This window comes from Jiangella muralis, from assembly GCF_001270745.1.
Taxonomy (GTDB): Bacteria; Actinomycetota; Actinomycetes; order Jiangellales; family Jiangellaceae; genus Jiangella; species Jiangella muralis.
Map to the genome: position 1 here is coordinate 92731 of NZ_KQ434755.1, position 25717 is coordinate 118447.

The 25717-nt window shown below is 70.6% G+C and carries 24 protein-coding genes; 11 read left to right on the forward strand and 13 right to left on the reverse strand.

From position 1 onward, the window contains the following. Window positions 1–5 precede the first annotated feature (5 nt). Window positions 6–758, reverse strand: a complete 753-nt coding sequence (locus tag ACW62_RS10765; RefSeq protein ID WP_053204113.1) for a FadR/GntR family transcriptional regulator — start codon at window positions 756–758, stop codon at window positions 6–8. Between the two features lie 231 nt (window positions 759–989). Between ACW62_RS10765 and ACW62_RS10770 the strand changes: the two genes are divergently transcribed. Genes ACW62_RS10770 through ACW62_RS10785 form a run of 4 tightly spaced genes read left to right on the forward strand, consistent with a single transcriptional unit; the run spans window position 990 to window position 6048 of the window. Further along, complete coding sequence (locus ACW62_RS10770) at window positions 990–2279, forward strand: ABC transporter substrate-binding protein (protein ID WP_053204114.1); 1290 nt, start codon at window positions 990–992, stop codon at window positions 2277–2279. 6 nt (window positions 2280–2285) lie between these two features. Beyond that, window positions 2286–3218: a carbohydrate ABC transporter permease gene (locus tag ACW62_RS10775; RefSeq protein ID WP_053204115.1), complete on the forward strand. Its 933-nt coding sequence runs from the start codon at window positions 2286–2288 to the stop codon at window positions 3216–3218. Beyond that, complete coding sequence (locus tag ACW62_RS10780; protein ID WP_083459614.1) at window positions 3215–4111, forward strand: carbohydrate ABC transporter permease; 897 nt, start codon at window positions 3215–3217, stop codon at window positions 4109–4111. Before ACW62_RS10775 ends, ACW62_RS10780 begins: the two co-directional genes overlap by 4 nt. Before the next feature lie 29 nt (window positions 4112–4140). After that, window positions 4141–6048 (forward strand): glycoside hydrolase family 127 protein, encoded by a 1908-nt coding sequence (locus ACW62_RS10785; protein WP_205629274.1) that lies wholly within the window; start codon window positions 4141–4143, stop codon window positions 6046–6048. A gap of 111 nt (window positions 6049–6159) precedes the next feature. On the opposite strand, the gene ACW62_RS10790 is transcribed toward ACW62_RS10785, so the two are convergent. The 3 genes from ACW62_RS10790 to ACW62_RS10800 are packed head-to-tail and all read right to left on the reverse strand — an operon-like array spanning window position 6160 to window position 8792. Then, on the reverse strand, window positions 6160–7182 hold the full coding sequence (locus tag ACW62_RS10790) for an NAD(P)/FAD-dependent oxidoreductase (RefSeq protein WP_205629275.1): 1023 nt from the start codon (window positions 7180–7182) through the stop codon (window positions 6160–6162). Beyond that, complete coding sequence (locus ACW62_RS10795) at window positions 7179–7709, reverse strand: isoprenylcysteine carboxyl methyltransferase family protein (RefSeq protein ID WP_053204117.1); 531 nt, start codon at window positions 7707–7709, stop codon at window positions 7179–7181. The genes ACW62_RS10790 and ACW62_RS10795 overlap by 4 nt, the downstream gene beginning before the upstream one ends. Window positions 7710–7712: 3 nt before the next feature. Continuing rightward, window positions 7713–8792, reverse strand: coding sequence for a type III polyketide synthase (locus ACW62_RS10800; RefSeq protein WP_053204118.1), 1080 nt, complete (start codon window positions 8790–8792; stop codon window positions 7713–7715). Window positions 8793–8834: 42 nt separating this feature from the next. Between ACW62_RS10800 and ACW62_RS10805 the strand changes: the two genes are divergently transcribed. Beyond that, on the forward strand, window positions 8835–9641 hold the full coding sequence (locus ACW62_RS10805; RefSeq protein WP_053204119.1) for a UbiA family prenyltransferase: 807 nt from the start codon (window positions 8835–8837) through the stop codon (window positions 9639–9641). A 24-nt stretch (window positions 9642–9665) separates the two neighbouring features. Next, the gene (locus ACW62_RS10810; protein WP_053204120.1) at window positions 9666–10796 is read left to right on the forward strand and encodes an NAD(P)/FAD-dependent oxidoreductase; all 1131 of its coding nucleotides are present in this window, start codon (window positions 9666–9668) and stop codon (window positions 10794–10796) included. 50 nt (window positions 10797–10846) lie between these two features. On the opposite strand, the gene ACW62_RS10815 is transcribed toward ACW62_RS10810, so the two are convergent. Continuing rightward, window positions 10847–11506 carry a TetR/AcrR family transcriptional regulator gene (locus ACW62_RS10815; protein ID WP_053204121.1) on the reverse strand — a complete coding sequence of 220 codons (660 nt, stop codon included), beginning with the start codon at window positions 11504–11506 and terminating at the stop codon, window positions 10847–10849. Between the two features lie 106 nt (window positions 11507–11612). Between ACW62_RS10815 and ACW62_RS10820 the strand changes: the two genes are divergently transcribed. Beyond that, window positions 11613–12170 carry a dihydrofolate reductase family protein gene (locus ACW62_RS10820; RefSeq protein WP_053204122.1) on the forward strand — a complete coding sequence of 186 codons (558 nt, stop codon included), beginning with the start codon at window positions 11613–11615 and terminating at the stop codon, window positions 12168–12170. Window positions 12171–12222: 52 nt separating this feature from the next. Here ACW62_RS10820 and ACW62_RS10825 read toward each other — a convergent pair whose 3' ends face one another. Next, window positions 12223–13530: an amidase gene (locus tag ACW62_RS10825; protein ID WP_169792032.1), complete on the reverse strand. Its 1308-nt coding sequence runs from the start codon at window positions 13528–13530 to the stop codon at window positions 12223–12225. Between ACW62_RS10825 and ACW62_RS10830 the strand changes: the two genes are divergently transcribed. Both ACW62_RS10830 and ACW62_RS10835 read left to right on the forward strand, forming a co-directional pair. Further along, window positions 13495–15741, forward strand: coding sequence for a prolyl oligopeptidase family serine peptidase (locus ACW62_RS10830; RefSeq protein WP_157574671.1), 2247 nt, complete (start codon window positions 13495–13497; stop codon window positions 15739–15741). The two genes, ACW62_RS10825 and ACW62_RS10830, sit on opposite strands and share 36 nt — an antisense overlap. Beyond that, a complete protein-coding gene (locus ACW62_RS10835) occupies window positions 15711–17000 on the forward strand; it encodes a M20 family metallopeptidase (RefSeq protein WP_157574672.1) in 1290 nt (429 codons plus the stop codon). The genes ACW62_RS10830 and ACW62_RS10835 overlap by 31 nt, the downstream gene beginning before the upstream one ends. Here the strand turns inward: ACW62_RS10835 and ACW62_RS10840 are convergent. The 7 genes from ACW62_RS10840 to ACW62_RS10870 form a co-directional block, all read right to left on the reverse strand. After that, window positions 16979–17653: a DJ-1/PfpI family protein gene (locus tag ACW62_RS10840; protein ID WP_053204126.1), complete on the reverse strand. Its 675-nt coding sequence runs from the start codon at window positions 17651–17653 to the stop codon at window positions 16979–16981. The genes ACW62_RS10835 and ACW62_RS10840 overlap by 22 nt on opposite strands. Next, complete coding sequence (locus tag ACW62_RS10845; RefSeq protein WP_053204127.1) at window positions 17650–18525, reverse strand: ABC transporter ATP-binding protein; 876 nt, start codon at window positions 18523–18525, stop codon at window positions 17650–17652. The genes ACW62_RS10840 and ACW62_RS10845 overlap by 4 nt, the downstream gene beginning before the upstream one ends. 55 nt (window positions 18526–18580) lie before the next feature. Next, window positions 18581–19477, reverse strand: a complete 897-nt coding sequence (locus ACW62_RS10850; protein ID WP_205629276.1) for an ABC transporter ATP-binding protein — start codon at window positions 19475–19477, stop codon at window positions 18581–18583. An 80-nt stretch (window positions 19478–19557) separates the two neighbouring features. Beyond that, window positions 19558–20409: an ABC transporter permease gene (locus tag ACW62_RS10855; protein WP_053204129.1), complete on the reverse strand. Its 852-nt coding sequence runs from the start codon at window positions 20407–20409 to the stop codon at window positions 19558–19560. Further along, window positions 20409–21353: an ABC transporter permease gene (locus ACW62_RS10860; protein ID WP_083459617.1), complete on the reverse strand. Its 945-nt coding sequence runs from the start codon at window positions 21351–21353 to the stop codon at window positions 20409–20411. The genes ACW62_RS10855 and ACW62_RS10860 overlap by 1 nt, the downstream gene beginning before the upstream one ends. After that, entirely contained in the window at window positions 21353–22903 is a 1551-nt protein-coding gene (locus ACW62_RS10865; protein ID WP_053204131.1) for an ABC transporter substrate-binding protein, read from the reverse strand. Before ACW62_RS10865 ends, ACW62_RS10860 begins: the two co-directional genes overlap by 1 nt. Window positions 22904–22963: 60 nt before the next feature. Then, window positions 22964–23767, reverse strand: coding sequence for an amidohydrolase family protein (locus ACW62_RS10870; RefSeq protein WP_205629277.1), 804 nt, complete (start codon window positions 23765–23767; stop codon window positions 22964–22966). A 151-nt stretch (window positions 23768–23918) separates the two neighbouring features. Between ACW62_RS10870 and ACW62_RS10875 the strand changes: the two genes are divergently transcribed. Continuing rightward, window positions 23919–24998 carry a phosphotriesterase family protein gene (locus tag ACW62_RS10875; RefSeq protein ID WP_053204133.1) on the forward strand — a complete coding sequence of 360 codons (1080 nt, stop codon included), beginning with the start codon at window positions 23919–23921 and terminating at the stop codon, window positions 24996–24998. After that, complete coding sequence (locus ACW62_RS10880) at window positions 24995–25705, forward strand: TetR-type transcription factor C-terminal domain-containing protein (protein ID WP_053204134.1); 711 nt, start codon at window positions 24995–24997, stop codon at window positions 25703–25705. The genes ACW62_RS10875 and ACW62_RS10880 overlap by 4 nt, the downstream gene beginning before the upstream one ends. The last annotated feature ends 12 nt before the right edge of the window (window positions 25706–25717 follow it).

A 25717-nucleotide genomic window follows, 5' to 3' on the forward strand; every position in this document is an offset into this window, starting at 1 on the left:
GTCGGTCATTCGGGGTGCGTGGTGCCGGCCGCGAGATCCGGCGGCCGTGACAGCGCGGTGCGCAGGTCGTGGCGGGTGTGGACGAGGTGCGAGCGCATGGCCGCGGCGGCTGCCTCGGGGTCGCGGGCGCGGACGGCGTCGAGGATGGCGCGGTGCTCGGCGAGGAGGTCGTCGATGGCCTTGCCGCGCACGAGGTAGGCGCGCAGGCTCTTCAGCCGGCTGCTGTGCAGCGGCTCTTCCATGCCCTCGACCAGGAAGCTGAGCATCTGGTTGCCGCTGGCGGCTGCGACGGCCGCGTGGAACCGGACGTCGGCGAGGTTCAGCGCCTCCTCGTCCTCGGCCCGGTACATGCTCTCCAGGCTCAGCTCCAGCGCGGTGACGTCGGTGCGGCTGGCGTTGGTGGCGGCCAGCAGCGCGGCGTGCACCTCGATGGCCATGCGGACCTCGAGGAGGTCGAGCAGCGTACGCGGGTCGCGGCGCAGCGCGGCGGTGAAGAATCCGCTGACGGGCGCTGCGTTGGGGAACGCGACGGTCGGGCGGCGGCCCTGCCTGATCTCCAGCAGGCCGCGGGCGCTGAGGTTGCGCACCGCTTCGCGTACGGTCAGCCGGCTGATGCCCAGCTGGCCCGCGAGCTCCGCCTCCGACGGCAGGGCCGCGCCGGGCTGCACCTCGCCGGCGAAGATCAGGTCCTCGAGATGCCGGACCGCTCGATCGGTCAACGGCTCGGACCGGCCGTCGCCGTCCTGACTGCTCGTCACTGTGCTCTCCGCCACGGACGTCACTATGGCAGATATCTGATGAGCTTCCAAGACCATGTGGCGAAGATTCGCCGTCGAGCTGCACGTTAGGGGGGAACTGGGCGGCAGCGGGTCACACTGTCGGCACAAGCTCTTGCTAACTCATCTGATAGGTGTCATGGTGTCCCGCAGATAGGTAGACCTGCAATCCGGTCCGGCCGACGGCGGCCGGTGTGATGAGGAGAGACGGGCATGGCGCGACACAGTGGTCGGCGACGGTGGTCTGTCGGGCTCGCGGCGGCGGTGACACTCGCCCTGGCCGCGTGCGGCTCGGGCGACGACGCGGCGGAGATGACGGGCGAGGCCGTCGACGACGGCACCACCATCACCATGTGGGTCCGGGCGGCGACGGCGGCGCAGAGTCAGGCGCTGGTCGACGCGTACAACGCCTCGCACGAGAACCAGGTGCAGCTCACCGTGGTGCCGACCGACAACTACCTGCAGAAGGTGGGCGTCGCGGCCGGCTCCGGCGACCTGCCCGACCTGCTCGCGTCGGACGTCATCTACACGCCGAACTTCACGTCGAAGAACATGTACCTCGACATCACCGACCGGGTCGAGCAGCTGGACTTCGCCGACGCGCTGGCGCCGTCGCACATGAAGCTGGGCACGTACGAGGGCGAGACGTACACCGTCCCGCACAACGTCGCGGTGTCCGCGCTGTTCCAGAACGACGTGCTGCTCGAGCAGGCCGGCGTCGACCCGTCCGTCGCGCCGGCCACGCTGGCCGACCTCGCCGCCAACGCCGAGAAGGTCGCGGCGCTCGGCGGCGACGCCGTCGGGCTCTACTACACCGGCAACAACGGCGGCAGCATCTCGTTCACGCACTTCCCGGCCGTGTGGGCGTCCGGCGGCGAGCCGCTGAACGACGACGGCACCGCGGCGAACCTCGACAGCCCCGAGGTCGTCGAGGTGTTCCAGGCGTTCAACGACATGTTCGCCTCGGGCGCGACGGCCGACGCCGTCCGCAACGAGTCCGGCCCCACCCGTGACGAGGTGTTCGCCGGCGGCAACGTCGGCTACATGCTGGCCAGCAACTCGGTGCTGCAGAACGTCACCGAGACCGACCAGCTGAAGATCGGCGTCAACGGCATCCCGGGCACCACCGGCGACGTGTCGACGTTCGTCGGTGGCGACGTCATCGGCATCTCGGCCAACTCCGAGCACGCCGACGCCGCGTGGGACTTCCTGTCCTGGTCACTGTCCGACGACGCGCAGCTGGAGGTGTTCGCGAAGAGCGACAACCTCACCGTGCGCACCGACCTCGCCGACAACGAGTACGCCGCCGCCGACCCCCGGCAGGTCACGCTGAACGAGCTGATCGTCAAGGGGCACACGCCATACGCGCTCAATTACGGCCAGACCTTCAACGACCCGAACGGGCCGTGGCTGGAGGCCGCCCGCGGCGCGCTGTTCGGCGACGACGCGGCCGGCGCGCTGTCCGCGTCGCTCGACGCCGTGAACTCGTCGCTGGCCCGGTAGCTCCGCGTGGCCGCCACCTCCACCACACCGGCCGTCCGGCCCGGTGCCCCGCCGCGGCGCACGTCGCGGCGGGGCCTCCGGGGCCTGGTCGGCCTGGCCTACGCCACGCCCGCCGCGCTGATCGTCGTCCTGCTGTTCCTGGTGCCGATCGGCATGGCGGTGTGGATGTCGGTGAACGACTGGCCGCTGATCGGCGAGCCGGAGTTCAACGGCGTCGACAACTACCGGGCCATCGCCGACAACCAGCTGTTCCTCGACTCCATCTGGTTCACCGTCAAGTACACGGTGGTCGTGACCGTCCTGTACCTGGTCATCGGGCTCGGGCTGGCGCTGCTGGTGCAGGAGTCGCGGCCTGGCGTCGGGCTGTTCCGGACGGCGTTCTTCCTGCCCTCCGTGGTGGGGCTGGCGTCGGCGTCGCTGCTGTTCTACGCGCTGTACAACAACGAGTACGGCCCGCTCGACGACCTGCTGCGGGCGATCGGGCTGTCCAGCGGCAACCCCGACTTCCTCGGCACCCCGGACAACGCGTTCGCGTCCACCGTCGTGATGGTGACCTGGCGGTTCGCCGGCTTCAACATGCTGATCCTGCTGACCGGGCTGCAGGCGATCCCGGGCGAGGTGTACGAGGCGTCGCGCATGGACGGCGCGTCGTGGTGGCAGACGCTGCGGCACGTGACGCTGCCGCTGCTGCGTCCGTCCATCGCGCTGGTGCTGATCCTGACCGTGACCGGCTCGCTGCTGGCGTTCGAGCCGTTCTACGTGCTGACCGCCGGCGGTCCCGACAACAGCACGGTGACCATGGTCATCGCGATGTTCCGCGAGGCGTTCACGCTGTTCGACCTCGGCCGCTCGGCCGCGCTGGCGATCGTCCTGCTGGTGGTGCTGGTCGCGCTGAACGCCGTCCAGCTGCTGGTGCTGCGGAAGGACAAGACCCGATGAGCGCGACGATGCAGCAGACGGCGAGCGCCCGGCCCACGCCGCCGCCGCCCGCGGCCGCGACGCGGCGCCGCCGCGTCCGCAGGGCCGCCCGCAGCACCGGGTTCTACGGCTTCGCGACGGCGCTGGCGGTGCTGTTCCTCAGCCCGCTGGTGTGGTCGTCGGTGCGCTCGGTCACCGGTGGCCAGGCGACCGGCGGCGAGGGCACCTACGGCACGAAGAACTACGAGCGGCTGGCCGACTACGGCGAGGGCCTGCTCGTCTACCTGTGGAACAGCGTCGCGGTGTCGGCGCTGACGGTGGCCGGCACGCTGGTCGTGGCGGTGCTGGCCGGGTACGCGTTCGCCCGCTACGAGTTCCCGGGCAAGAACCTGCTGTTCCTGTCGGCGCTGGCGATCCTGATGATCCCGCACCCGACCATCCTGGTACCGCTCTACCAGCTGTTCGGCTACGTCGGGCTGCAGAACTCGCTGGTCGGGCTGAGCCTCGTGCTGGTGATGTTCCAGCTGCCGTTCGCGCTGTTCATGATGCGCAACGCATTCGAGGCGCTGCCCAAGGAGCTGGAGGAGAGCGCACTGATGGACGGCTGCACCTCGTTCGGCGCGCTGCGCCGGGTGCTGCTGCGCGCGGTGCTGCCGTCGATGATCACGGTCGGGCTGTTCGCGTTCCTCGCGTCGTGGAACGAGTTCATCGCGCCGCTGATCTTCCTCAGCGACGGCGCCAAGTTCACCCTGCCGGTGGCGCTGGTGAGCCTGCGCAGCGGCGAGTTCGGCTCGGTCGACCTCGGCGCGCTGCAGGCCGGCATCGTCGTGACGGCCATCCCCTGCGTGCTGATCTTCCTGCTGCTGCAGCGGCACTACATGCGCGGGTTCATGTCCGGCGCACTGAAAGGCTGACGATGACGACGGAGAGGACGGAACCGGGCGTGGACGGACGGGGCACGGTGGCGGCGGTGCGGCCGCGGACGGCGGGCCGGTACGAGCCGCTGGGGCTGGGCGAGGTGCGCATCGGCGGGGGCTTCTGGGCCGACCGGCAGCGGCTGAACCGCGACGCGATCATCCCGCACTGCGACGAGTGGCTGGAGCGGGCCGGGTGGGTCGAGAACTTCCGCGCCGCCGTCGCCGGCACGCTACCCGCCGCGCGGAAGGGCCGGCTGTTCACCGACTCCGACGTCTACAAGTACGTCGAGGCCCTGGTCTGGGAGACCGGCCGCGAGCCGGCGCCGTCGTCGGACCAGCGCATTCGCGAGCTGACCGCACTGTTCCGCGCCACGCTGGAGCCCGACGGCTACCTCAACACGTTCTACGGCCGCGACGGCCAGCCGGAGCGCTACTCCGACCTCGCCTGGGGCCACGAGCTGTACTGCTACGGCCACCTCATCCAGGCCGCCGTCGCGCGCGCCCGCACGACCGGCCCGGACGACGACCTCGTCGCGCTGGGCGTCGCGGTGGCCGACCATGTGTGCGCGACCTTCGCCGACGGCGCCAACCCCGGTCTCTGCGGGCACCCGGAGATCGAGACCGCGCTGGTCGAGCTGTACCGCGTCACCGGCGAGCGGCGCTACCTCGAGCAGGCCCGCGTCTTCGTCGACCGCCGCGGCCACGACACCCTCGGCGACACCATGTACGGCGGCGCCAGCTACTACCAGGACCGCCGCCCGATTCGTGAGCTGGACGCGTTCGAGGGGCACGCCGTGCGGGCGCTGTACCTCGCCGCTGGCGCCGTGGACGTCGCGGTCGAGACCGGCGACGACGCGCTGCTCGACGCCGTCCGCCGTCAGTACGACCGCACGCTGGCCCGGCGTACCTTCCTGCACGGCGGCATGGGCTCGCACCACCACGGCGAGACCTACGGCGCCGACTTCGAGCTGCCGTCCGACCGCGCGTACGCCGAGACCTGCGCCGCCGTCGCCTCCGTCATGCTGGCGTGGCGGCTGCTGCTGGTCACCGGCGAGGAACGGTACGCCGACGTCATCGAGCGGGCGCTGTACAACGTGGTGGCCACCTGCCCGGCCGACGACGGCCGCGGCTTCCATTACGTCAACACGCTGCACCGGCGCGCGCCGAGCCTGGTGCCCGACGCCGACAACCCGAGCCTGTTCCGCACCGGCGGTATGCGCTCGCCGTGGTTCACCACGTCCTGCTGTCCGACGAACGTCGCGCGGCTGCTGGCCTCGCTCGGCGGCTATCTGGCGACGGCCGACGACGATGGCGTGCAGCTGCACCAGTACGCGGCCGGCACGGTGTCGGCGGCGCTGCCCGGCGGCGCGGCGGTGCGGCTCACCGTCACGACCCGCTACCCCGACGACGGCGTCGTCGCGGTGACGGTCGACGCGGCGGATCGGCCGGTCGAGCTGTCGCTGCGGGTGCCCGGGTGGGCGTCCGGCGCGACGTTGGCGGCTCGCGGCGGTGCGCCCGACCCCGTCGAACCGGGCCGGGTGACGGTCACGGTCGTGGCGGGCGACGAGGTGGTCCTGACGCTGCCGGTCGCGCCGCGCGTCACCGTCGCCGACCCACGCATCGACGCCGTCCGCGGCTGCGTCGCGGTCGAGCGCGGCCCGGTCCTCTACTGCGCCGAGTCCGTCGACCAGCCCGACGTCGACCTCGACCTGGTCGCCGTCGCTCCCGGCGTCACCCCGGTCGAGGCCGGTGGTGTCGTGGAGCTGGCCGGCCTGGTCGCCCCGGCGCCCGACGAAGCCGGCTCGTGGCCGTACGACGGCGCCGAACCGCGCCCGGAACCGCGCGCCGTGACGCTGCGGCTGACCCCGTACCACTCCTGGGGCAACCGCGGCGTCTCGACGATGCGCGTCTGGCTCCCCGCCGATCCGGCCTGACGGGTCGAGGCCGGCCCGACGGTGCGCGGAGCGTCACGCCGGTCGGTGCCCGTGCCGCGCCAGTGTCCTGAGTGGTTAGTTCGTGGTCGGCGGCGACGACTGATGAGGCGCTCACGCGGGCCGGGCGAGGATGTTGACGGTGGCGCCGAACAGACGTGGGAGAGCGGCCGCGAACGGAACGAGGGCTCGCCGTCCGATGGTGGTCGACGTCGCGCCGACGAGGGCACGGGTGATCACCTCGTAGCGCCAGGTCAGACGCCGCCACGCCAGCTCGTAGCGGGCTGGCGTGTCGGCGACGATCGCGGCCACTGCGGCCCGGGCCTGGGCCATGCCCAGTGCCACTCCTTCGCCGGTGAGCGCGTCGACGTAGCCGGCGGCGTCGCCGACCAGGAGCGTGCGGCCGGCGACCCGGTGCAGCGACCGCTGCCGGAGCGGACCGGCGCCGCGTACCGTCGTCATCGGGCGGCCGGCGATGCGTTCGCGCAGTTCCGGGAAGGCATCGAGGTGCGCGTCGAACTGCGCACGCACCCTGGTCAGCACCGCGACGCCGACGAGACCCGGACCGACCGGCGTCACGTACGCCTCGGCCGCCGGTGCCCAGTGCACCTCCACGTAGTCGGTCCACGGCGCCATCCGGACGTGGGAGCGCAGCCCGAACCGGCGCGCCGACCCGACCGGGACGTCCAGACCGAGGTGGCGGCGGATCGGCGAATGCAGCCCGTCAGCGCCGACGAGGTACCGGGCGCGGACGCCGTCGACATCGACCCCATCGGGTGCCTGGACGACCGTCCCGACGGCAGCCGGCACGACGGGGACACCGGCGTCATCGACCGCCTGGCGCAGCGCGGCGTGCAAGGTCGTCCGCCGGACCCCGCGACCGGGGCCGGCGCGGAAGTCCGCCCCGACCGACCGGGATCCGGACACGTAGCGGATCCCGCGCAGCGACTGCCCCTCCGGGTGCACACCGAGCTGTGTGAGGGCGGCGACGGCGCCGGGCATGAGTCCCTCACCGCACGCCTTGTCGATCGGCGCGGGACGCGGCTCGTACACCACCACCTCGAGGCCGCTGCGCGCCGCGTAGAGTGCCGCCGTCAATCCGGCCGGGCCGCCGCCGGCGACGACAACGTCGATCACGACGCCGTCTCTGGGGTCAGCTCGGTCAACGCGGCGTTCTCCACCGACAGCCGGACGGCGAGCAGGACGGCGTTGAGCGCGGTGAACACGACGGCGGTGATCCAGGCCGAGTGCACGAGCGGCAGGGCGAACCCCTCGATCACGACGGCGACGTAGTTGGGGTGACGGAGCCAGCGGTACGGCCCGCCGTGCACGAGAACGAGGCCGGGCACGACGATCACCCGGGTGTTCCACTGCGGCCCGAGCGTCGCGATGCACCACCAGCGCAACCCCTGGGCCAGCACGACGAGCGCCAGCATCGTCCAGCCGAGCGCGGGCACGAAGTCCGGCCGGCGGATCCACACCTCCGCGACGGCGCCCACCAGCAGGGCCGTGTGCAGGACGACCATGACGGGGTAATGGCCCCGGCCGTACTCGACCCCACCCCGGGCGAAGCTCCAGGCCGCGTTGCGCTTCGACACCACCAGCTCGGCCAGCCGTTCGAGGCCGACCAGTCCCACCAGCACGGTGAACAGCACGTCAGACATCGCTCACCCTCGCAGCAGGACGAGTTCGAGGCAGAATCCCGGGCCCATGGCCAGCATGATCCCGTACGACCCCGGCCGTGGCGGGCGCAGCTCGAGGGTATCGGCGAGCACGTGCAGCACCGACGCCGACGACAGGTTGCCGATGCGGTCGAGCGAGTCCCACGTCAGCGCCAGCGCGTCGTGGTCGACGCCGAGCGCCTCCTGCATGGCCTCCAGCACCTTCGGCCCGCCCGGGTGGCACACCCACCACTCGACGTCCTCGCGGCGCAGGCCGTGGCCGGACAGGAACCCGTCGAGGTCGTCGCCGACCTGGGTGCGCACCAGCTCGGGCACGTCGGCGCTCAGCACGATGCGCAGCCCGGTCGCACCGACGTCCCAGCCCATGGCCCGCTCGGTGTCGGCGTAGAGCCGGCTCCGGCTGGCCAGCACGGCGGGCCGGACCCGCCCGGCCGGTGGGTCGAGGCCGGCGGCGCGTTCGGCGCCCACCGCGACGGCGGCGGCGGCGCCGTCACCGAACAGGCCACTGGCGACGAGGTTGGGGATCGACGCGTCGGCGCGCTGCACCGTCAGCGAGCACAGTTCGACGGACAGCAGGACCGCGACGTCGCCGGGGTGGCCGAGCAGGTAGTCGTGCACCCGCGCGATCCCCGCCGCGCCCGCCACGCAGCCGAGGCCGACGATCGGCACCCGCTTCACGTCGGGGCGCAGCCCGATCCGCCCGGCGATGCGGGCGTCGAGCGACGGGACCGCGAGGCCGGTGATGGTGGTCGAGACGATCAGGTCGACGTCACCCGCCGTCAGACCGGCGGCGTCGAGGGCGTCGGTGATCGCCCGGACGCCGAGCTCGACGGCGGCCTCGATGAACGCGTCGTTGGAGGCGCCGAAGTCGCTCAGGGCGGCGTAGCGCTCCTTCGGCAGCGCGAGGTGCCGAGTGCTCACGCCGGCGTTGGCGTGGAAGCGTTCCAGCAGCGCGTGGTCGTACCGGCCGGCCGGGGCGATCATGCCGGCGAACTCCGCCGTCAGATCCGCCTGCGCGTACTTGTGATCGGGTAGGGCACCGCGAACAGACAGAATGCGCGTCATGGTCAAGTAATACGCCAATTCGGCGGCCTTAAACTTCGGACGGTGGCGGTAAGAATTGCAGCGGCGGGCCTGGTGCGAGCCTGCCACCCGGAGCCGACGGCGGCGGTCACCGCGCTGAGCGGGCTGCTGGCGCTGCGCCTCGGCCACGACGCCGCGACTCTCGCCCTCGTCATGGCAGCCGTGTTCACCGGCCAGCTCACCATCGGCTGGTCCAACGACCTGATCGACGCCGGCCGCGACCGCGCCGTGGGCCGCGCGGACAAGCCGCTGGCCACTGGCCGTGTGTCGGTTTCGGCGGTGCGCGGCGCGCTGGTCGTCGCGGGGGTCGCGTGCGTGGCCTTCTCGTTGGCTCTGGGGTGGGCCGCAGGATCGTTGCACCTGGGCTTGGTCGCCTGTGGCGTGGCCTACAACCTGGTGGTGAAACGTACGGCGCTGTCGTGGTTGCCGTATGCGGTCGCGTTCGGGCTGCTGCCTGCCGTGGTGAGCCTCGCCCTGGACCCACCTGAGTGGCCGCCCGGCTGGATGGTCGCTGCCGGTGCCCTGCTCGGCGTGGGCGCACACCTCGTCAACGTGCTGCCCGACCTCGAGGACGACGCCGCCACCGGCGTGCGCGGCCTGCCGCACCGGCTCGGTCCAGCGCGCGCCCGGCTCACGGCGGTGGTCGTGCTGTCCGTCGCGTCCGCGCTGGTGGTGCTGGGCCCGGGCCGGCCGCCGGCGTGGGCCTGGGGCGGCCTCGGCGTCGTCGGCGTCCTCGTCGTGCTGGCATTGCGTGGCCGCGGGGCGACCCCGTTCCGCGCGGTGATGGCCATCGCCCTTGTCGACGTCGTGCTGCTGGTGTTGCGCAGCTGAACCCGCGTTGGGTAATGGACTCGCATGGACGACCCATGGGACCTCATCGTCGTGGGCGCCGGCCCGGCCGGAGCGGCGGCGGCGCTCGGCGCGCTGACGGCGGCCCCCGGGCTGCGGGTGCTGGTGCTCGACCGGGCCGCCTTCCCTCGCGACAAGGCATGCGGCGACGGCATCTCGCCGGACGTGACGGATGTGCTGGCCGAGCTCGGCGTACCGGGCCTCCTGGACGACTGGGCACCGGTGCGGCGGCTGGAGCTCTCGCACGGCGAACACCGGGTAGCGCGTCCGATGCGGCGACCGGTCCGGGTCGTCCCGCGGGCGGTCTTCGACCACCGGCTGCTCGAGGCCGCGATCACAGCCGGTGCCCGCTTCGAGCGTCACCGAGTGCGCACCGTCCGGCAGGAGGCGGGCGGCGTGGCCATCGACGACGACCTCACCGCGCGGGTCGTGGTCGGCGCTGACGGCGCCTACTCCGTCGTCCGCCGGGCCGCCGGCGTCCCCGCCGTCCGGCAACGGGCCGTCGCCCTGCGCGGCTACGTCGCGACGCCACCACGCTGGTCGGGCCGGCAGATCATCGCCTTCGACCAGGAGCATGCGCAGGCCTACGCCTGGTGCTTCGACCGCGGCGACGGCCTGGCCAACGTCGGCTACGGTGCGTTCGGCACCGATGGGCTGTCGAAGGCGGCGCTGCTCCGGCGCCTGGGCGAACTGCTGCCCGGCGCGGACGACGGGACCGATTGGCGCGGCCACCACCTGCCCCTGTCGTCATGGCGCTGGTCCCAGCCCGACGGCCGCCTCCTGCTGGCCGGCGATGCCGCCGGCCTGATCAACCCGATGACCGGCGAGGGCATCCACTATGCGGTGGCGACCGGGGCGCTGGCCGGCCGGGTCACCGCGGCGGCCGTCAGATCGCAGCGGCCGGAGACGGCCGGTCGCCGGCACCGGACCGAGGTGCGGGCGCTCCTCGGGCGGCACCTGCGACACACGGCCGCGGCGGCTCGGCTGACCGCGGTCCCGGCCGTGTTGACCGGCGGCATCACGGCAGCCGGCAGGGACCAGGGCGTGTTCGACGACCTGGTCGACCTCGGACTGGGGCAGGGACGGCTGACGCGGCGAGTACTGAGTGGGCTGGCCCGCGCACTCGCCGGACACTGACGATGTGGCGCACAGCCGGGCTACTTCTGCTGCGGCTCCTGCGGCCCGCCCTAGGACGCCGACCCGGCGACGTCAACAGTCCTCTGCGCGGGCGCGGCGTAGCGTGCGGCGATCGTCCGAGCTGCTTCGTCGACCACGTGGAACGTCTCGTCTTCGCTGAGCGACCAGTTGCCGTGGACGAGGCGGGGCCAGAAGACGACAGTAGCGATCATGCCCAGGAACTGCGCTGCCGCCACGTCCGGGTCATCCACGTCGGCGGTTCCCGCAGCGTTCTCCGCCAGGAGGTAGCGCCGAAGTGCCGCGAGCACGGGTAGCGTGCCGAAATCGAAGGTCCGCTCGCGTAGTTCCGGGAACCTCGGGGACTCGGCGATCACGGCCCGGATCAAGTCCGCCATGCGAGGCCGGGACAGCAGCTCCGCGTACGCGAGGCCCAGGACGACCAGGCCCGCTCGGAAGTCTCCGGACGGCGGGTCGACGAGCTTTCCTTCAGACGCGTCCCCGGCCGCGAGCACCGTCGCCTCGAAGAGCTCTGCCTTCGTCGGGAACTGCTTGAACAGCGTCGCCCTGGAGACTCCGGCGCTCTCGGCGACGCGCGCCAGCGAGGTCCGGTCGTAGCCGAACTCGAGGAACAGGCCTGCCGCCGCGTCGAGGATGGCCGAACGGTTGGCCGCAGCGACCTGCCGGTGGTACGCCGAGAGTTCGCGTGGCATGCCGCCAGTGTGGCACAGAGGTGAGTCGGTTGACTCACGACCCAAGGGTCAATACGGTCAGCTAGAGGTGAGTCACCTGACTCGCCACAAGCAGAAGGAGCCGAACATGGCCAAGCTCATCTACTCGATGATCACCTCACTCGACGGCTACGCCGAGGCGGCGGAGGGTGACCTCGGACGGGGGGCCGAGGACGAGGAGGTGCACACGTTCATCGGCGACGTCTTCCGCCACGTGGGCACGTTCCTCTACGGCCGGCGGATGTACGAGACGATGGTCTTCTGGGAGACCGCGCACGCCGAGCCGGAGGTGCCGCCGCACATCCTGCAGTATGCCCGCGACTGGCAGGCCGCGGAGAAGATCGTGTACTCCACGACGCTGGAGTCGGTGTCCAGCGCGAAGACCAGGATCGAGCGGACCTTCGATCCGGACGCGGTGCGCAAGCTCAAGGCCGAAGCCGATCACGACCTCAGCGTCGACGGCCCGAACCTCGCGGCCCAGGCGATCGCTGCCGGACTGGTGGACGAGTACCACCTGTTCATCACCACGAGCGTGGTCGGCGGCGGCAAGCGGTTCTTCCCCGACGGGGTGCGCCTCGATCTCGACCTGGTCGAGGAGCGTGCGTTCGACAGCGGACTCGTCTACGCGCGTTACCGGACCCGTTGATCCCACCCCCGACGCCAGCGATCGCCGCTGACAGGTCTCGAGCCGCGCGGCGTCAGATCATGGGGACCCGGCCACGCCACGGGCGCGCCCGTTCCAGTTGCCCGGCGAGTGAGAGAACGACGTCGTCGCGTTGTGGTCCTCCGATGAGCTGGGCGCCGAGCGGCGTCGGCACGGCGTCGATCACGGGGATCGAGATGGCGGGCAGACCGAGCAGGTTGGCCGGAAATGTCATGGCAGCCAGGGCTTCGACGCGATGCAGGCCCTTGATCGGATCCTCGCCGGGCGCCGTGCCGACCTCGCCCACGCGGGGCGCCGGGATCGCGCTGGTGGGCGTCAGCACCACGTCGACATCTCGCCACAGGGCGTACATCGGGATCGACTGGGCGACCAGCGAGTCCAGTGCCGAGACATAGGCGAGCGTGTCGGTCTGCAGTGCTCGTTGTCGGAGATAGGCGTTGAGCGGATCGAGGCTGTCCTCGTCCTCGATCGTGTAGCCCGCGGAGATGCAGCTCCAATAGGTCTCGAACGGCTCCTGCAGACGGGCCGGATCGAGACCCGGGATGTCCCGGCGCACGAGGTCGTGCCCAAGATCGGCGAGAAGGTCGGCCACCGCCTCGACGACCCGGGAGGCTTCGGGGTCGACCTCCACCGGGAGCGCCGGCATGGTGCTCACCGCTACCCGCAGGGGCGGCGGATCGGTTCGGGCTGCTTCGAGGAAGGACCTCGACCGCTCCGGCGGCCGGTACCAGTGGGGAAGTTCCGCCGCGGCAAGGGCGTCGAGAGCGGCCGCCGTGTCCTCGACCGTCCGGGTCAGCACGCCCTCGGACGCCCACCCCACACCGTTGCTCGGGACCCGGCCGCGGCTGGCCTTCATCCCCACCAGACCGCAGTAGCTGGCAGGTTCCCTGATCGACCCCGCCCCATCCGAGCCGTGGGCGACGGTCAGGATGCCGGAGGCCACGGCCACCGCCGCTCCACCGCTGGACCCGCCGCTGATCCGCTCGGCGTTCCACGGGTTGATCGCCACGCCGTGGAGAGGTGACTCGGTCACGGCCGAGACCCCGAACTCGGCCGAGACGGTTGCGCCGATCGACACCAGCCCGGCGTCACGCAACGCTCTGATGGCCGGAGAGTCCGCGTCCATCACCGGATGCTTGATGGCGGCAGACGAACTGCACAGCGGTTTGCCGCGCTCTGAATGGAGATCCTTCATCGCCGTCGGCACGCCGGCCAGCGGCCCTGGCATCGCGGCGCCCTGAGCGACCCGCTGATCGAGCTCTGCCGCAACTTCGAGCGCCTCGTCGTGGTCGACCCGGCAGAAGGCATGGGTCAGGGGATCGAGGCGCCGCGCCGCTTCCAAGGCCGAAGTGACGAGCTCGGCGGCGCTGACATCTCCTGCGCTGACGCGTGCGCCGAGTTCCAGAGCGGTGGGCCAAGCGCTGGGCGTCGTCACTCGCAGACGGTAGCATTTTTTGTCGATCGATTGACAAACTTTCGGTGCCGTTGCGACACTCCGCTGGTGAGCGATCCACCGGTTCCCCGGCCGCTGCGCCGGCCGCGAGTCGTCACGCGTCACGGCGAGGTGTTCGTCGATCCGTACGCATGGCTGGCCGACCGGTCGTCGGGAGCGGTTCTCGAGCATCTCGCCAGCGAACGTGCGTATTACGACGCGCGTCTCACGACATCGGCCGCGGAACGGGCGGCGCTGTTGACCGCGATGCACGAAGGACTGCCGAAGCGGGTCGCGCGGCCCGTGGGCTGGTGGGGTGCCGACGAGCTGTGGCATCGCTGGGACCGGGGCGACGAGTTCGGGCGAATCGTCGCCGGTCGGAGCGAACGGGTGGTGCTCGACCTCGATGCGATCGCCGACGGCCACGGCCACGTCGCCCTGGGCACGTTCGAGATCAGCCCGGACGGTCGCTGGCTCGCCTGGTCGATCGACCGTCGTGGCGACGAGGGGTTCCGTCTGACCTTCCGTGATCTCGTGACCGGGACGGATCACGACGTGGTCGATCGGGCCACGGCGCCCGGTGGGGCCTGGGATGCAGCCTCGGAGAGCTTCCACTACGTCACCATGGACGCGGCGGCCAGGCCGTTCCAGGTGTGGCGTCACCGACTCGGGGCCGGCGATGACGAGCACGTCCTGACGGAGAACGATGAGCGTTTCCGCATCACCACGCGACGCGCTCGGGATGGGACGGCCGTTCTGATCGAGAGCCACTCGCGCGACACCGGAGAGTGCTGGCACGTCGCTGCCGAGCCGCCCGCCGCGCGGAGCATCGGGGGGCGCCACCACGGGGTGGACTACACGGCAGAGTCGTGGACGCGTGCTGGCGTACCTGGATTCGCCCTCGTCACCGACTGGCGGGCCCGCGAGTTCCGTCTGATGTGGACACCGATGAGCGACGGCGCTGCCGCACCCCCGACCTGGGTCGAGGTGCGGCCGGAAGAGCCGGGAACCCGCCTGTACTCGGTTCACCCGTTTGCCGGGCACCTTGTGCTCGACGAGCGCTCCGGCGGCCGGCGTCGGCTGACGGTGGCCCGTGACGCTGCTCCGGCCGTCGCGACGCAGGTCATCACGAGCCGCCATCCTGCCGGCACGGTGTGCCTGGATCCGAAGACTCCGTGGTCGAGCGACCAGCTGTGGGTCCGCGACGAGTCACGCGTCGACCCGGCCGAGTGGCGGCGGATCGCGCTGACCGCCTCGGAGCCGATCGCTCCGGGGCCGCCGGCTGTCGCCGCTCCGGTCCACGCGTACGTGTCGCGCCGCCTCCGGGTCGGGAGCCCGTCCGTCCCGGTCACGGTGATCGCGCACTCGAGCACACCCATGGACGGCACCGCACCGGCGCTGATCTACGTCTACGGGGCGTACGAGCTGGTTTTCGAGCCGCACTACGACCCGGCCTTGTCCGCGCTCCTGGATACCGGGATCGTGTTCGTCCACGCGCACGTCCGGGGAGGCGGCGAGCAAGGTCGCGCCGGCTGGCTCGACGGACGGCTCGGCCTCAAGACGAACACGTTCGACGATGTCCTGGCGGTGGCTGACGCGATCAGCGACGGATCCGCCGCACCCGCCGTTCACGTGGACGGATCTCGTCTCGTGCTTCGTGGCATGAGCGCGGGTGGGCTGGCGGTAGCTGCTGCCATGAGCCGGCGACCAGGCCGGTGGCGCGGGGTCATCGCCGAGGTGCCGTTCGTCGACGTCCTCAATAGCATGAGCGACCCCACCATTCCGCTCATCGTCAACGAGTACGACGAGTGGGGTGATCCGTCGGACCCGGAACAGTGGGCGTGGATGCGGACCTACTCGCCGTACGAGAATCTGCCGCCCGCCGGTGATCGACCGGACGTGCTGGTGACCGGAAGTCTGCATGACGCCCGCGTCCCGGTGCACGAGCCGGCCAAGTGGGTGGCGGCATTGCGCGACAGTGCCCCGGAGTGGGGCAGCCGCTGCCTGTTCCGCTGTGAGCTGCAGGCGGCTTCCCACAGCCGTCCCACCGGCCTCCGGTCGCGGCTCGAGTACGAGGCCGAGCTGGCAGCATGGGTCGTGAACCTGGTCGGGCGCAGGTGATGGTCACCGCTGCCGCGCTGCCGGGCCCAGCGGACGTCATCGAGCTGGCACGTGACCTGATCCGGCTCGACACGAGTCGTGCGAACGAGACCGCCGCCGCCGAGCTGCTGAGCGACTACCTCGGTTCCCACGGCGTCAGCTGCGAGCTGGTCGCCCGCGACCCGGCCCGGGCGAACCTGGTCGCCCACCTTGCCGGCGGCGACGGCGACTCGCTGGCGTTCGTGGGGCACACGGATGTCGTTCCGGCGAGCCCGGAAGGCTGGACGTACCCACCGTTCGAGGCGGTGGTGGACCCCGACGGCTTTCTCCACGGACGGGGCGCACTCGACATGCTGGGCGAGCTCGCCGCCCGGGCGGTGGCCATGGCGGCCATCGCAAGGTCGGGTACCGAGCTGTCGGGCGACCTGTGGCTGCTGGCCGTGGCGGACGAGGAGGACGGCTCCGCCGACGTCGGCATGCGCTGGCTGCTCGAGACTCGTCCCGATGTCCGGCCCACGTACTCGGTCAACGAGGGCGGCGGCGAGCGGCACGTCGACCGCGCCGGCCGGACCGTCGCGCTCCTCGACATCGGCGAGAAGGGATCGTTCCCCGTGCGGATCACCGCTCGGGGGGAGGCCGGTCATGCGTCCATGCCGACGCTGGGCCGGAACGCGGTGACGATGCTCGCCCGGTTGGTGCAGAGGCTCGGCGACCACACGCCCGAGCCGTCGGCGCCGTCGCCCCTGGTCGACCTGGCGCCGTCGAGCCCGATTCTCGCGCACCGCGCCAGGGCTCTTGCGGGCAGCACCCTGGCGCCGACGAGGCTCCGCGGTTCGGCCGCCATCAACGTGATGCCGGCGCGAGCCAGTGTCGATGTCGACTGCCGGGTCCTGCCGGGAACGACCGGGGCGCAACTCCTCGCGGAGCTGGACGCGGTCCTGGGCGACGACCTGCCGTGGGACGTCGAGGCGCTCACGCCGTGGGTGCCGGGCAGCAGCTCGCCTCCGGGAGGCCGTTTCGTCGAGGCGGTCCGGCGTTCCCTCGTCGAGTGCGGCGATCCCGTCGACGTTCTGCCCACGCTGATCACCGGATTCTCGGACTCGGTTCACCTACGCCAGGTGGGCACGCACGCCTACGGCTTCACGATCCTTCGCCACACGTCCGCGGAGCGGGTGCTCACGGGGCTCCACAATGTGGACGAGTCGATCCATACCGCCGATCTCCTCGAAGCCAGCCGATGGCACCAGAGCCTGGCTCGTCACCTGTTGGTACCGGCCTGAGCGACTCGCTCACCCCAGGGTGGGCCGTAGTGGGCCCGCATGACCTCGGTCAGGTGCTGAACCACGCCCTCGGGTGCGGTTCGCACGCTGCCCGCGTCGAACGGCGGCTGCGGGTCGTACTCGATGCTGAGTTGTGTCGCCATCGCGTACTCCTCGTCGACGAGCTGTGCGACAACCGTCAGCGCCATGTCGATGCCGGCGGAGACACCAGCACAGGTGATGACCTTGTCCGAGGACACCACCCGTTCGGACACCGGTTCGGCACCGAAGGCCCGGAGGCTCTCCAGCTCGTACCAATGGGTCGTGGCTCGCCGGCCCTCGAGGAGCCCGGCGTCGCCCAGGATGAGAGCCCCCGTGCAGACGGACGAGACGACCCGGGAGTTCTCCGCACACGCACGCAGCCACTCGCGCAGATCCTCGCGGCCGAGCTGGTCGTGGGTCCTGCTCCCGCCTGCCACGACGACGACGTCGGGCGGCGCCGTGTCCGCCATGGCATCGCTCGGCAGCCGGAACGTCGGGTAGTCGGCGACCACGTCGCCGCCATCAGGTGAGATGAACGTGATTTCGGCCTGCGGGAGCCGGTTGAAGACCTCGAAGGGTCCGGTGGCGTCGAGTGCGGTGAATCCGGGGTAGATCAGGATCGCGACCTTCACGCTTCCTCCAAGGCAGTCGTCCAGGCGTGGTGACAGCGCACTTGGTGCGCGGGACCGACGAGCGCGGGCTGATCGGTGGCACATTCGTGCGTTGCCAAGGCGCATCTCGGCCGGAACCGGCAACCGGTGGCCGCGGCGTCGTCGGCTCGCGCGTCGTCGTCGCGGAGCACCGGTCCCGTGGTCCGTCGCTCGACGCTGGGAACGGAGTCGATCAGGGCCCTGGTGTAGGGATGTCCCGGCTTCTCGAAGAGATCCGCGGTCGGTGCCTGCTCCACGACCTGGCCCCGGTACATCACGATCGTCCGGTGACACAGGTTTCGCACGACCGACAGGTCGTGCGAGATGAACAGGACGCCCGCGCCGAGCTCGGTGCTGATCATGCGCAGGAGGTCGAGTACGGCGCCCGCGGCGGAGACGTCCAGCGAGGACACGACCTCGTCCGCGATCACGACGTCCGGCTCGGCCGCGAGGGCGCGAGCGACGGCGACGCGCTGGCGTTGCCCGCCCGACAACTTCGCGGGCCGCTCGCCGGCCACCTCGGGCGGGAGTCCCACCTGGCGCAGCAGGTCCGCCACGGTTTCGTCGGCGATATCGCCGGCCCGCAGACCCGGAGAAGCCGCCCAGGCGAGGGTGCGCGCCACCGTCAGCCGTGGGTCCAGCGAGGTCCCGGGGTCCTGGAACACCATCTGGATGCGGCGGCGCTCGGCCGAGGACCGGCGAGGTCCCAGCCGGTGGCCGTCGAGGCTGATCACACCGGAACCCACGGGCACGGCGCCGACGATCGCACGCGCGATGCTGGTCTTGCCGCATCCGCTCTCGCCGACGAGCCCGACGATCTGGCCTCTGTCGACGCGGAACGTCACGTCGTCCACCGCGGGGACAGCGGCCCGTCGTTCCCTCCGGGAACCGTAGGTGACGCTCAGCGAGTCAACCTCGAGCATGGGTCCACTCCCGGCTCGGCGTGTCGTCTTCGTGCACGCAGTCGCTGCGGTGTTCGAGGCTGAGGCCGTCGAGCCCGACGAGTGGGAGGTCGCAGCCCGCGTCGTGGTGCGGGCAGCGGCTGGCGAATCGGCACCCTTCGACGTACGCCGCCGGGGCCGGTGGCAGGCCCGGGATCGATCTGAACGCTCCACCGGGCGCGGCGTTCGCCGGCATCGACTCCAGCAGCATCCGCGTGTAGTGATGGCGTGGCCGATCGATGACGTCCTCGGTGGATCCGGTCTCCACGATCCGGCCCGCGTACATCACCGCAACGCGGTCCGCGACCTGCCTGATCACACCCATGTCGTGGCTCACGAACACCATCGCGAGCTCTCGGGCGTCCATCCGTTCCCGGAGCAGGCGCAGGATCCGGGCCTGGGTGCTGACGTCCAGCGCGGTCGTCGGCTCGTCGCACAGGAGCACGGCCGGTGCCGTGGCGAGCGCGAGCGCGATGGCCGTCCGCTGCCGCAGTCCGCCGCTGAGCTGGTGGGGAAACGCGTTCATGTGGACCTCCGGGTGCGAGATCCCGACCTCGGACAGCAGGAGCAGCGCCGCCTCCCGCGCGCTCCGGGCATCATGCCCAGCAGCACGGCGCAGGACACGCACGAGGTACGAGCCGACACGCATGGACGGGTTCAGGGACGTCGCAGAGTCTTGGAACACCATCGCGACTCCCGGAGGCGGTGTGCCGTCTCCCAGCACCTCTCGCCCCGCCACGCGCAGCGCCGACAGGTCGCGCTCCACTCCCAGGGGCACCAGGCCCATCACACTCCGCAGGGTCAGCGACTTCCCACACCCCGACTCACCGACGATGCCCAGGCAGCGGCCCGCCTCGATGCCCAAGGTGATGCCGTCGACCAGTACGACCTGCCCGTCCTCGTGCGACAGCCGGACAGTGAGTTCGGACACCTCCAGACCCGTGGTCATCGTCGCCTCTCTCTCATCGCGTCGCCGATGGACGCCATCGACAAGCCGAGGAGCACGAGCGCGACGCCCGGGAACAGGCCCAGCCAGAGGTTGGTCTGTATGTAGAGGCGCGCGTCGGCGATCATCGCGCCGAGCTCGGGGGTTTCCTGGGAGACACCGAGGCCGAAGAACGACAGGCCGGCGATGATCTGTAGTGCCATTCCCATGTCCGTGACGAAGTACGCCATGAGCTGGGCTCTGCTGTTGGGGATCACATGGCGGAAGAACACGAGCATCCTGGGTGTGCCCGACAGATACGCGGCGAGGACGTAATTGTCCTCCCGTACCCGGCGCACCTCGGTGCGAGCGATGCGGGCGTAGACGATCCAGCCCATGAGGGTGAACGCGATCAGCAGACTGCTCGCTCCGTTCCCGAGGACGGCGACGAGCGCCACGAGCAGCACGTACGCCGGCATTCCCTGGAACACGTCCAAGGCCCATCGCACCCCCGTGTCGAAGATCCCGCCCACATAAGCCGCGGCGCCGCCGATCAACCCCCCGAGGAGGAGCGGGATCCCGGCTGCTGGCACGACCAGCGCCAGGTCAGTGCGCAGGGCGTACATCATCCGGGACAGCACGTCGCGACCGAGCGGGTCCGTCCCGAACCAGTGCTCAACCGATGGTGCCTGGTTGATCGCCGTCAAGTTCTGTTCGCCCGGGGGGTACGGCGCCAGCCAGGGTGCGAGCAGCGCGGCGGCCACCGCTGCAGAGATGATCACGACGCCGAAGGGCCACAGACGCACCCTCCGGGACCTCTCACGCGAGCGATGGGTGAGCCTTGCTTCCGGGGCGACGAGGAGGCCGGCCATCAGTCCCACCGCGTCCGTGGATCGAGCACCGCGACGGCGACATCGCCGGCGGCGTTGACGAGGATGATCGCGGCTCCGAGGACGAGCGTGAGGCCCTGCACCACCGCGAAGTCGCGGCTGGCGGCTGCTTCGAGCAGCGCCGACCCGAGTCCCGGCAGCGCGAACACCTGCTCGACCACGACGGCGCCGAACAGGAGACTGCCGGCCTGCAGGGCGAGCAGCGTGACGGTGGGCGGCAGGGCGTTGCGCAGCAGGTGGTGCAGGAACAGCGACCATCCCGAGAATCTCAGGGATCGTGCCGTGGTGACGAAGTCAGACGCCAAGATGCCGCCGATGCTCGTGGCCACGCTGCGCGCGACCCACGGGGCGGCGACCAGCCCGACGGTGAGACAAGGCAGGATCATGGAACGTATCCAGCCGGTCACCCCCGGCTCGAGACCCCCGACGGGGAGCACGCCCCATCGGAGGCCTACCAGGATCGAGAGCATCAGGCCCAGCCAGAACGCGGGCACGTTGACCACGGCGATGAGCACAGCCGAAGCGGCGTCCGCATCCGCCCGTCCCCGTCTGAGCGCCAGGTACCAGCCGAGCGGGATACCGATCAGGAAGGTGGTCGCCACGGCCCCGATGGCGATCGACAACGTCACCGGCGCGCGCTGCACGATGAGCTCGGCCACCGGTTGGTGGGTCCGGTTCGATACGCCGAGTTGACCCTGGGTCACGTCCTCGAGGAACGACGCGAACGCGACCGGGAGCGGTTCGTCGAAACCGAGGCGATCGCGCACCTCCTCGACCTGTGCCTCGGTTGCCCGGGGTCCCGCGATCGACCGCGCCGGGTCGCCCGGCAGGATCGCGCGCAGTGCGAACACGGTCAACAGCAGGAGGAGGAGTACAGGCAGAACCTGTGCCAGCCTCCGCAGCGCCAGTTGGGCTCGTCCCGACATCACTGACCTGAACGCCAGAGCTGGTCCGCCGGATACATGAGGTAGGACGTCGCAGCGAAGCCGTGGATCTCCGGCCCCAGCGCAACGATGCGGTCGGGGTTGGCGATCGGGACGTACGGCTGCTCTTCCGCCCACCACTGCTCGAGGCGCTGGGTGGCCGCGACTCCGCTCGCCTGGTCGGTCGCCGCGTCGAGGTCCGCGAACCCGTTGTTGATCGTCGCGGTGGCTTCCTCGTCCAGCCCGGGGATCATGTAGGGCATCAGGCTGAACACGTCACCGACGCTCGGGGACACGCTGCTCATGTCGGCGATGTTGAGGTGGTACTCACCGTTCATCAGGAGGTCGTTCATCACTTCGAGCTCGACCGGCTGCAGGGCAATGTTGATACCGACGTCCTCGAGCATCTGTTCGACGATCTGACTCCCTCGGTTGAGCACGGGGTTGTCGCCCGGTGCGAGCATGACGATCTCCTCGCCGTCGTAGCCCGACTCCGCGAGCTCGGCACGAGCCCGCTCCGGGTCGAAGGAGTAGTCGTCGCACTCGCATGCCGCCGAGCCCTCGACACCCTGTGGCAGAGCGGCGCCCGCCACCTCGGCGAAGCCGCGGTAGACAGCGTCGACGTAGGCGTCACGGTCGATCGCGAACGACACCGCGCGCCGGAACCGGACGTCGTCGGTGGGGGAGCGTTGGAGGTTGAACCACGCACTCTGCACCGTCGACGCCGGGTGGACGACGTACCTGTCCGATTCGGGAATGACGTCCGCGACGTCGGCGGGCACCGCCTCGATCACATCGATGTCGCCACGCTGGTACTGAAGCAGTCTCTGGTTCGCGTCGGCGACGATCTCGTAGGTGATCGAGTCCAGGTAGGGGCGCTCGTCGTCGTAGTAGTGCGGGTTCCTGACCATCGTCAGCGTCTGGCCGGGCTTGTACTCGTCGACCATGAACGGGCCGGCACCCACCGGCGAGGCGTAGAAGTCCTCACGCGTGCGTCCACCGAAATCCTTGGGGACGATCACCGACGCGCCTGCGCCGATCCAGCTGAGCGTCACCGAACTCGGCTGCTTCAGCTCGATGGCGACTGAGTCGTCGCTCAGCGCCGTGGCTCCGGTGATGCTGGCGTACAGCGGGCCGTACCCGACGTTCTGCTGCCACTGCTCGACAGAAAAGACCACGTCAGCGGCCGTGACCGGGGATCCGTCGCTGAAGGTCGCACCGTCGCGCAGGTGGAACGTGATGGTGCGACCGGACTCCTCGACCTCCCATTCCTCCGCCAGCCCGCCGGACACGCCGGAGGGTGCTTCGGGATCGGGCCGCAACAGGCCCTCCATGACCATCGGCAGTGTCTGCAGGCTCTGGACCGTGAACGCCGTGTCGGGGTCCCAGCTGCCGATGTCCGCGGCGCGGGCGATCGTGACGCTGCCGCCGCGTACCGGTTCAGCGGCCTCTTCGTCGTTCCTGGATGTCGTGGACGCTGACGAGCAGGCCGCAAGAACGGTCGCGCCGAGCAAGGCGCCGACGGCCAGCCTCGTCGAGTTCGAGTACCGCATGTCGATCGTTCTCCTCGTCTGTGCCGGTGTGATCGAAGAGAGCCGGAAGGGACGGGCGCCCTAGTCCTTCCAGAACAGGCGCCGTGCGTTCTCGCCCATCAGGGCCGCTGTCACCGTCGCCGGCAGGTCGATGTCGGACCACTCACGCACGACCCGCTGGATCGGCATGACCGGCCAGTCGGAGGCGAACAGCACCTGCCCCGCCAGCAACGAGGGGAGGTAGCTGCGCACGACGTCCCACCCGGTGCCCGGACGGTCGATGTACTTCGGAGCCAGCCCGCCGAACTCGAGATGCACCGTGGGGTGCCGACGCGCGACGGCGCACAGCTCCGCGGCCCACGGCCACCCGGCGTGGCAGGCCACGAGCTGCAGGTCCGGGAAGTCGCACGCGACCTGGTCGAGGAGTTCGGGGCGCTCGTGGCGCATCGGGTGCATCCGGGAGTAGTTGATGCCCGTGTGGATCGCGACGACCAGGCCCAGCTCCTCTGCGCGGGCGTAGCTGGGGTACAGCCGCCGGTCGTCGATGGAGAGCCCGAAGAAGGCAGGTTGCACGTTGACGCCGACCAGACCCATGCGATGGATCGCGTCGACCTGCCGGGCCGCGACCGTCGGCCGCTCCGGCGGCATCGTGAGGGTGCCGACGCCGACGAACACGTCGCGGTGTGCCTCGACCATCTCCGCTGTCGCGTCGTTGAGCTGCTCGGCGTCGAATCCGCCCTCGTACTCGGCATGCAGGACGGCCTGGGACACGCCGGCGTCGGCGAGGTCGGTCAGCAGTCTGTGCCGGGTGCCGTTCTCGGACTTCGCGCTCAGGTCGAGGACGCGGTCGTACTGCTCCAGCAGCCGTGCCGGCGTACCGCCCACGGTCGGTTTCCGGCACTCGAATGGAAGCCTGACGCGCGCATCGATGAGCATTCAAGTCCTCCGAATTTGATCGATCGTTCGACACAGGGTCCGCCCGGGAGCTGATAATGTCAAGACCTGAAGTTGGCCATTCGTTCGATGAAGGTTGAGCATGAGCGAACCGGTGCAGAGGGTCCTCCGCACAGTCCTGGGCGACATCCCCGTCGCGGCCGCAGGACACATCCAGCCGCACGAGCACGTCCTCTGCGACATGAGCGGCCTCGTCGACCCGGCGAACCCGAACGCTCGCGACTGGCACACCCTGCCCGCGACGGTTCGCGAGGCGATCGACCTCCCGGTCCGGCCCGACACCTACGACGCGATCAAGCGATCCGTCCTCAACCGGGACAACCTGCGCCTGTGCTCCGAGGAAGACGCGATCTCGGAGCTCATGGAGTACGTCGGCCTGGGCGGCGGCACCATGGTCGACTCCTCCACGATCGGCCTCGGGCGCGACCCGCTCGGCCTGGCCCGGGTCTCACGACGCACCGGCGTCCACATCGTGATGGGCTCCGGCTACTACGTGCACGCGTTGCACCCGCGCCATGTGGCCGGGGCGACGGTCGACGATCTCACCGAGGAGATCAGCGCGGACGTCACCGTAGGGATCGACGGCGTCCGAGCGGGCCTCATCGGGGAGATCGGACTCAGCTCCCCCCTGCATCCCGACGAGGCGAAGGTGCTCGAAGCGGCGCTGCAGGCGCAGTCGCACACCGGAGCGGCAGTGCAGATCCACCCAGGCCGTGCCACGACAGCCCCGTTGGAGGCGATGTCGCTGGTGGAGCAGTTCGGGGCCGATCCCAGCCGCGTGATCATGTCTCATCTCGATCGCACCATCTGGCACGCCGATGACTTCCTCGCCCTGGCCCGCACCGGCTGCTATCTCGAGTTCGACCTGTTCGGGCAGGAGTCGAGCTATTACGCCTTCAACCCAGACGCCCGCCGGCCCAATGACCGGACCCGCGTCGAATGGCTGACCACGCTCGCCGCGGAGGGGTACGCCGACCGGCTGCTGGTGTCTCAGGACATCTGCCAGAAGGTCTACCTGCGGCGCTACGGTGGACCGGGGTACGGCCACATCCTCCGGTCGGTGCTCGGCCTCATGCGCAGCTGCGGATGGCGGGACGAGGACATCGAGCAAGTCACCCATCACAACCCCGCAACAGCACTGGGAATCCAGGAGGTCCGGTGAGCACAGCCGCCGCACGAGGCAAGACCCCGACACGACAGACGCGCGGCAAGCGGACCGAGCAGGAGATCTTGAGCGCCGCGACCTGGCTTCTGTCGGAGCGGGGCTTTCATGGCACCGGCATCCGCGACATCGCCGACGCCGCGCAGGTCGCGGTCTCCGCCATGTACTACTACGCCGCGTCCAAGCAGCAGCTGCTGGAACAGATCATGACCGACTCCCTCGACATCCTCGCTGCGAGCGCCCGCAAGGCAACCGCCGATCTCGAGGACCCCGCCGCCAAGCTGGTGACGGTCATCGGCACGCACGTGCTGTTCCACACCACCAACCCGCGGTCCGCCCGAGTCACCGACCAGGACTTCCCGGCCTTGACCGGCGCCCTGCGCACGCGCATCCTCGCACGGCGTGACGACTACGAGTCCGTGTGGAGAGACATCATCGAGGACGGCGTCCGGCAGGGGACGTTCGCCGACCGCGGATCGCTGGCGCGGCTCGCGTTGTTGCAGATGACCACCGGTGTCGCCCAGTGGTACCGGCCGCGTGGGGGCTTGACGGCCGAAGAGGTCTGGCAGCAGTTCGCGGTGATGTCACTGGCCATGCTCGGCTCGAACCGGATGGTGGACGACCTGGAGATTCCTACGGCGGCGACACTCTCGGCGCTCGTCCAGCTCTCCAGCGAACCACGTCGGCGACCGCCCGGGCTCCGGTGACACCGATGAACA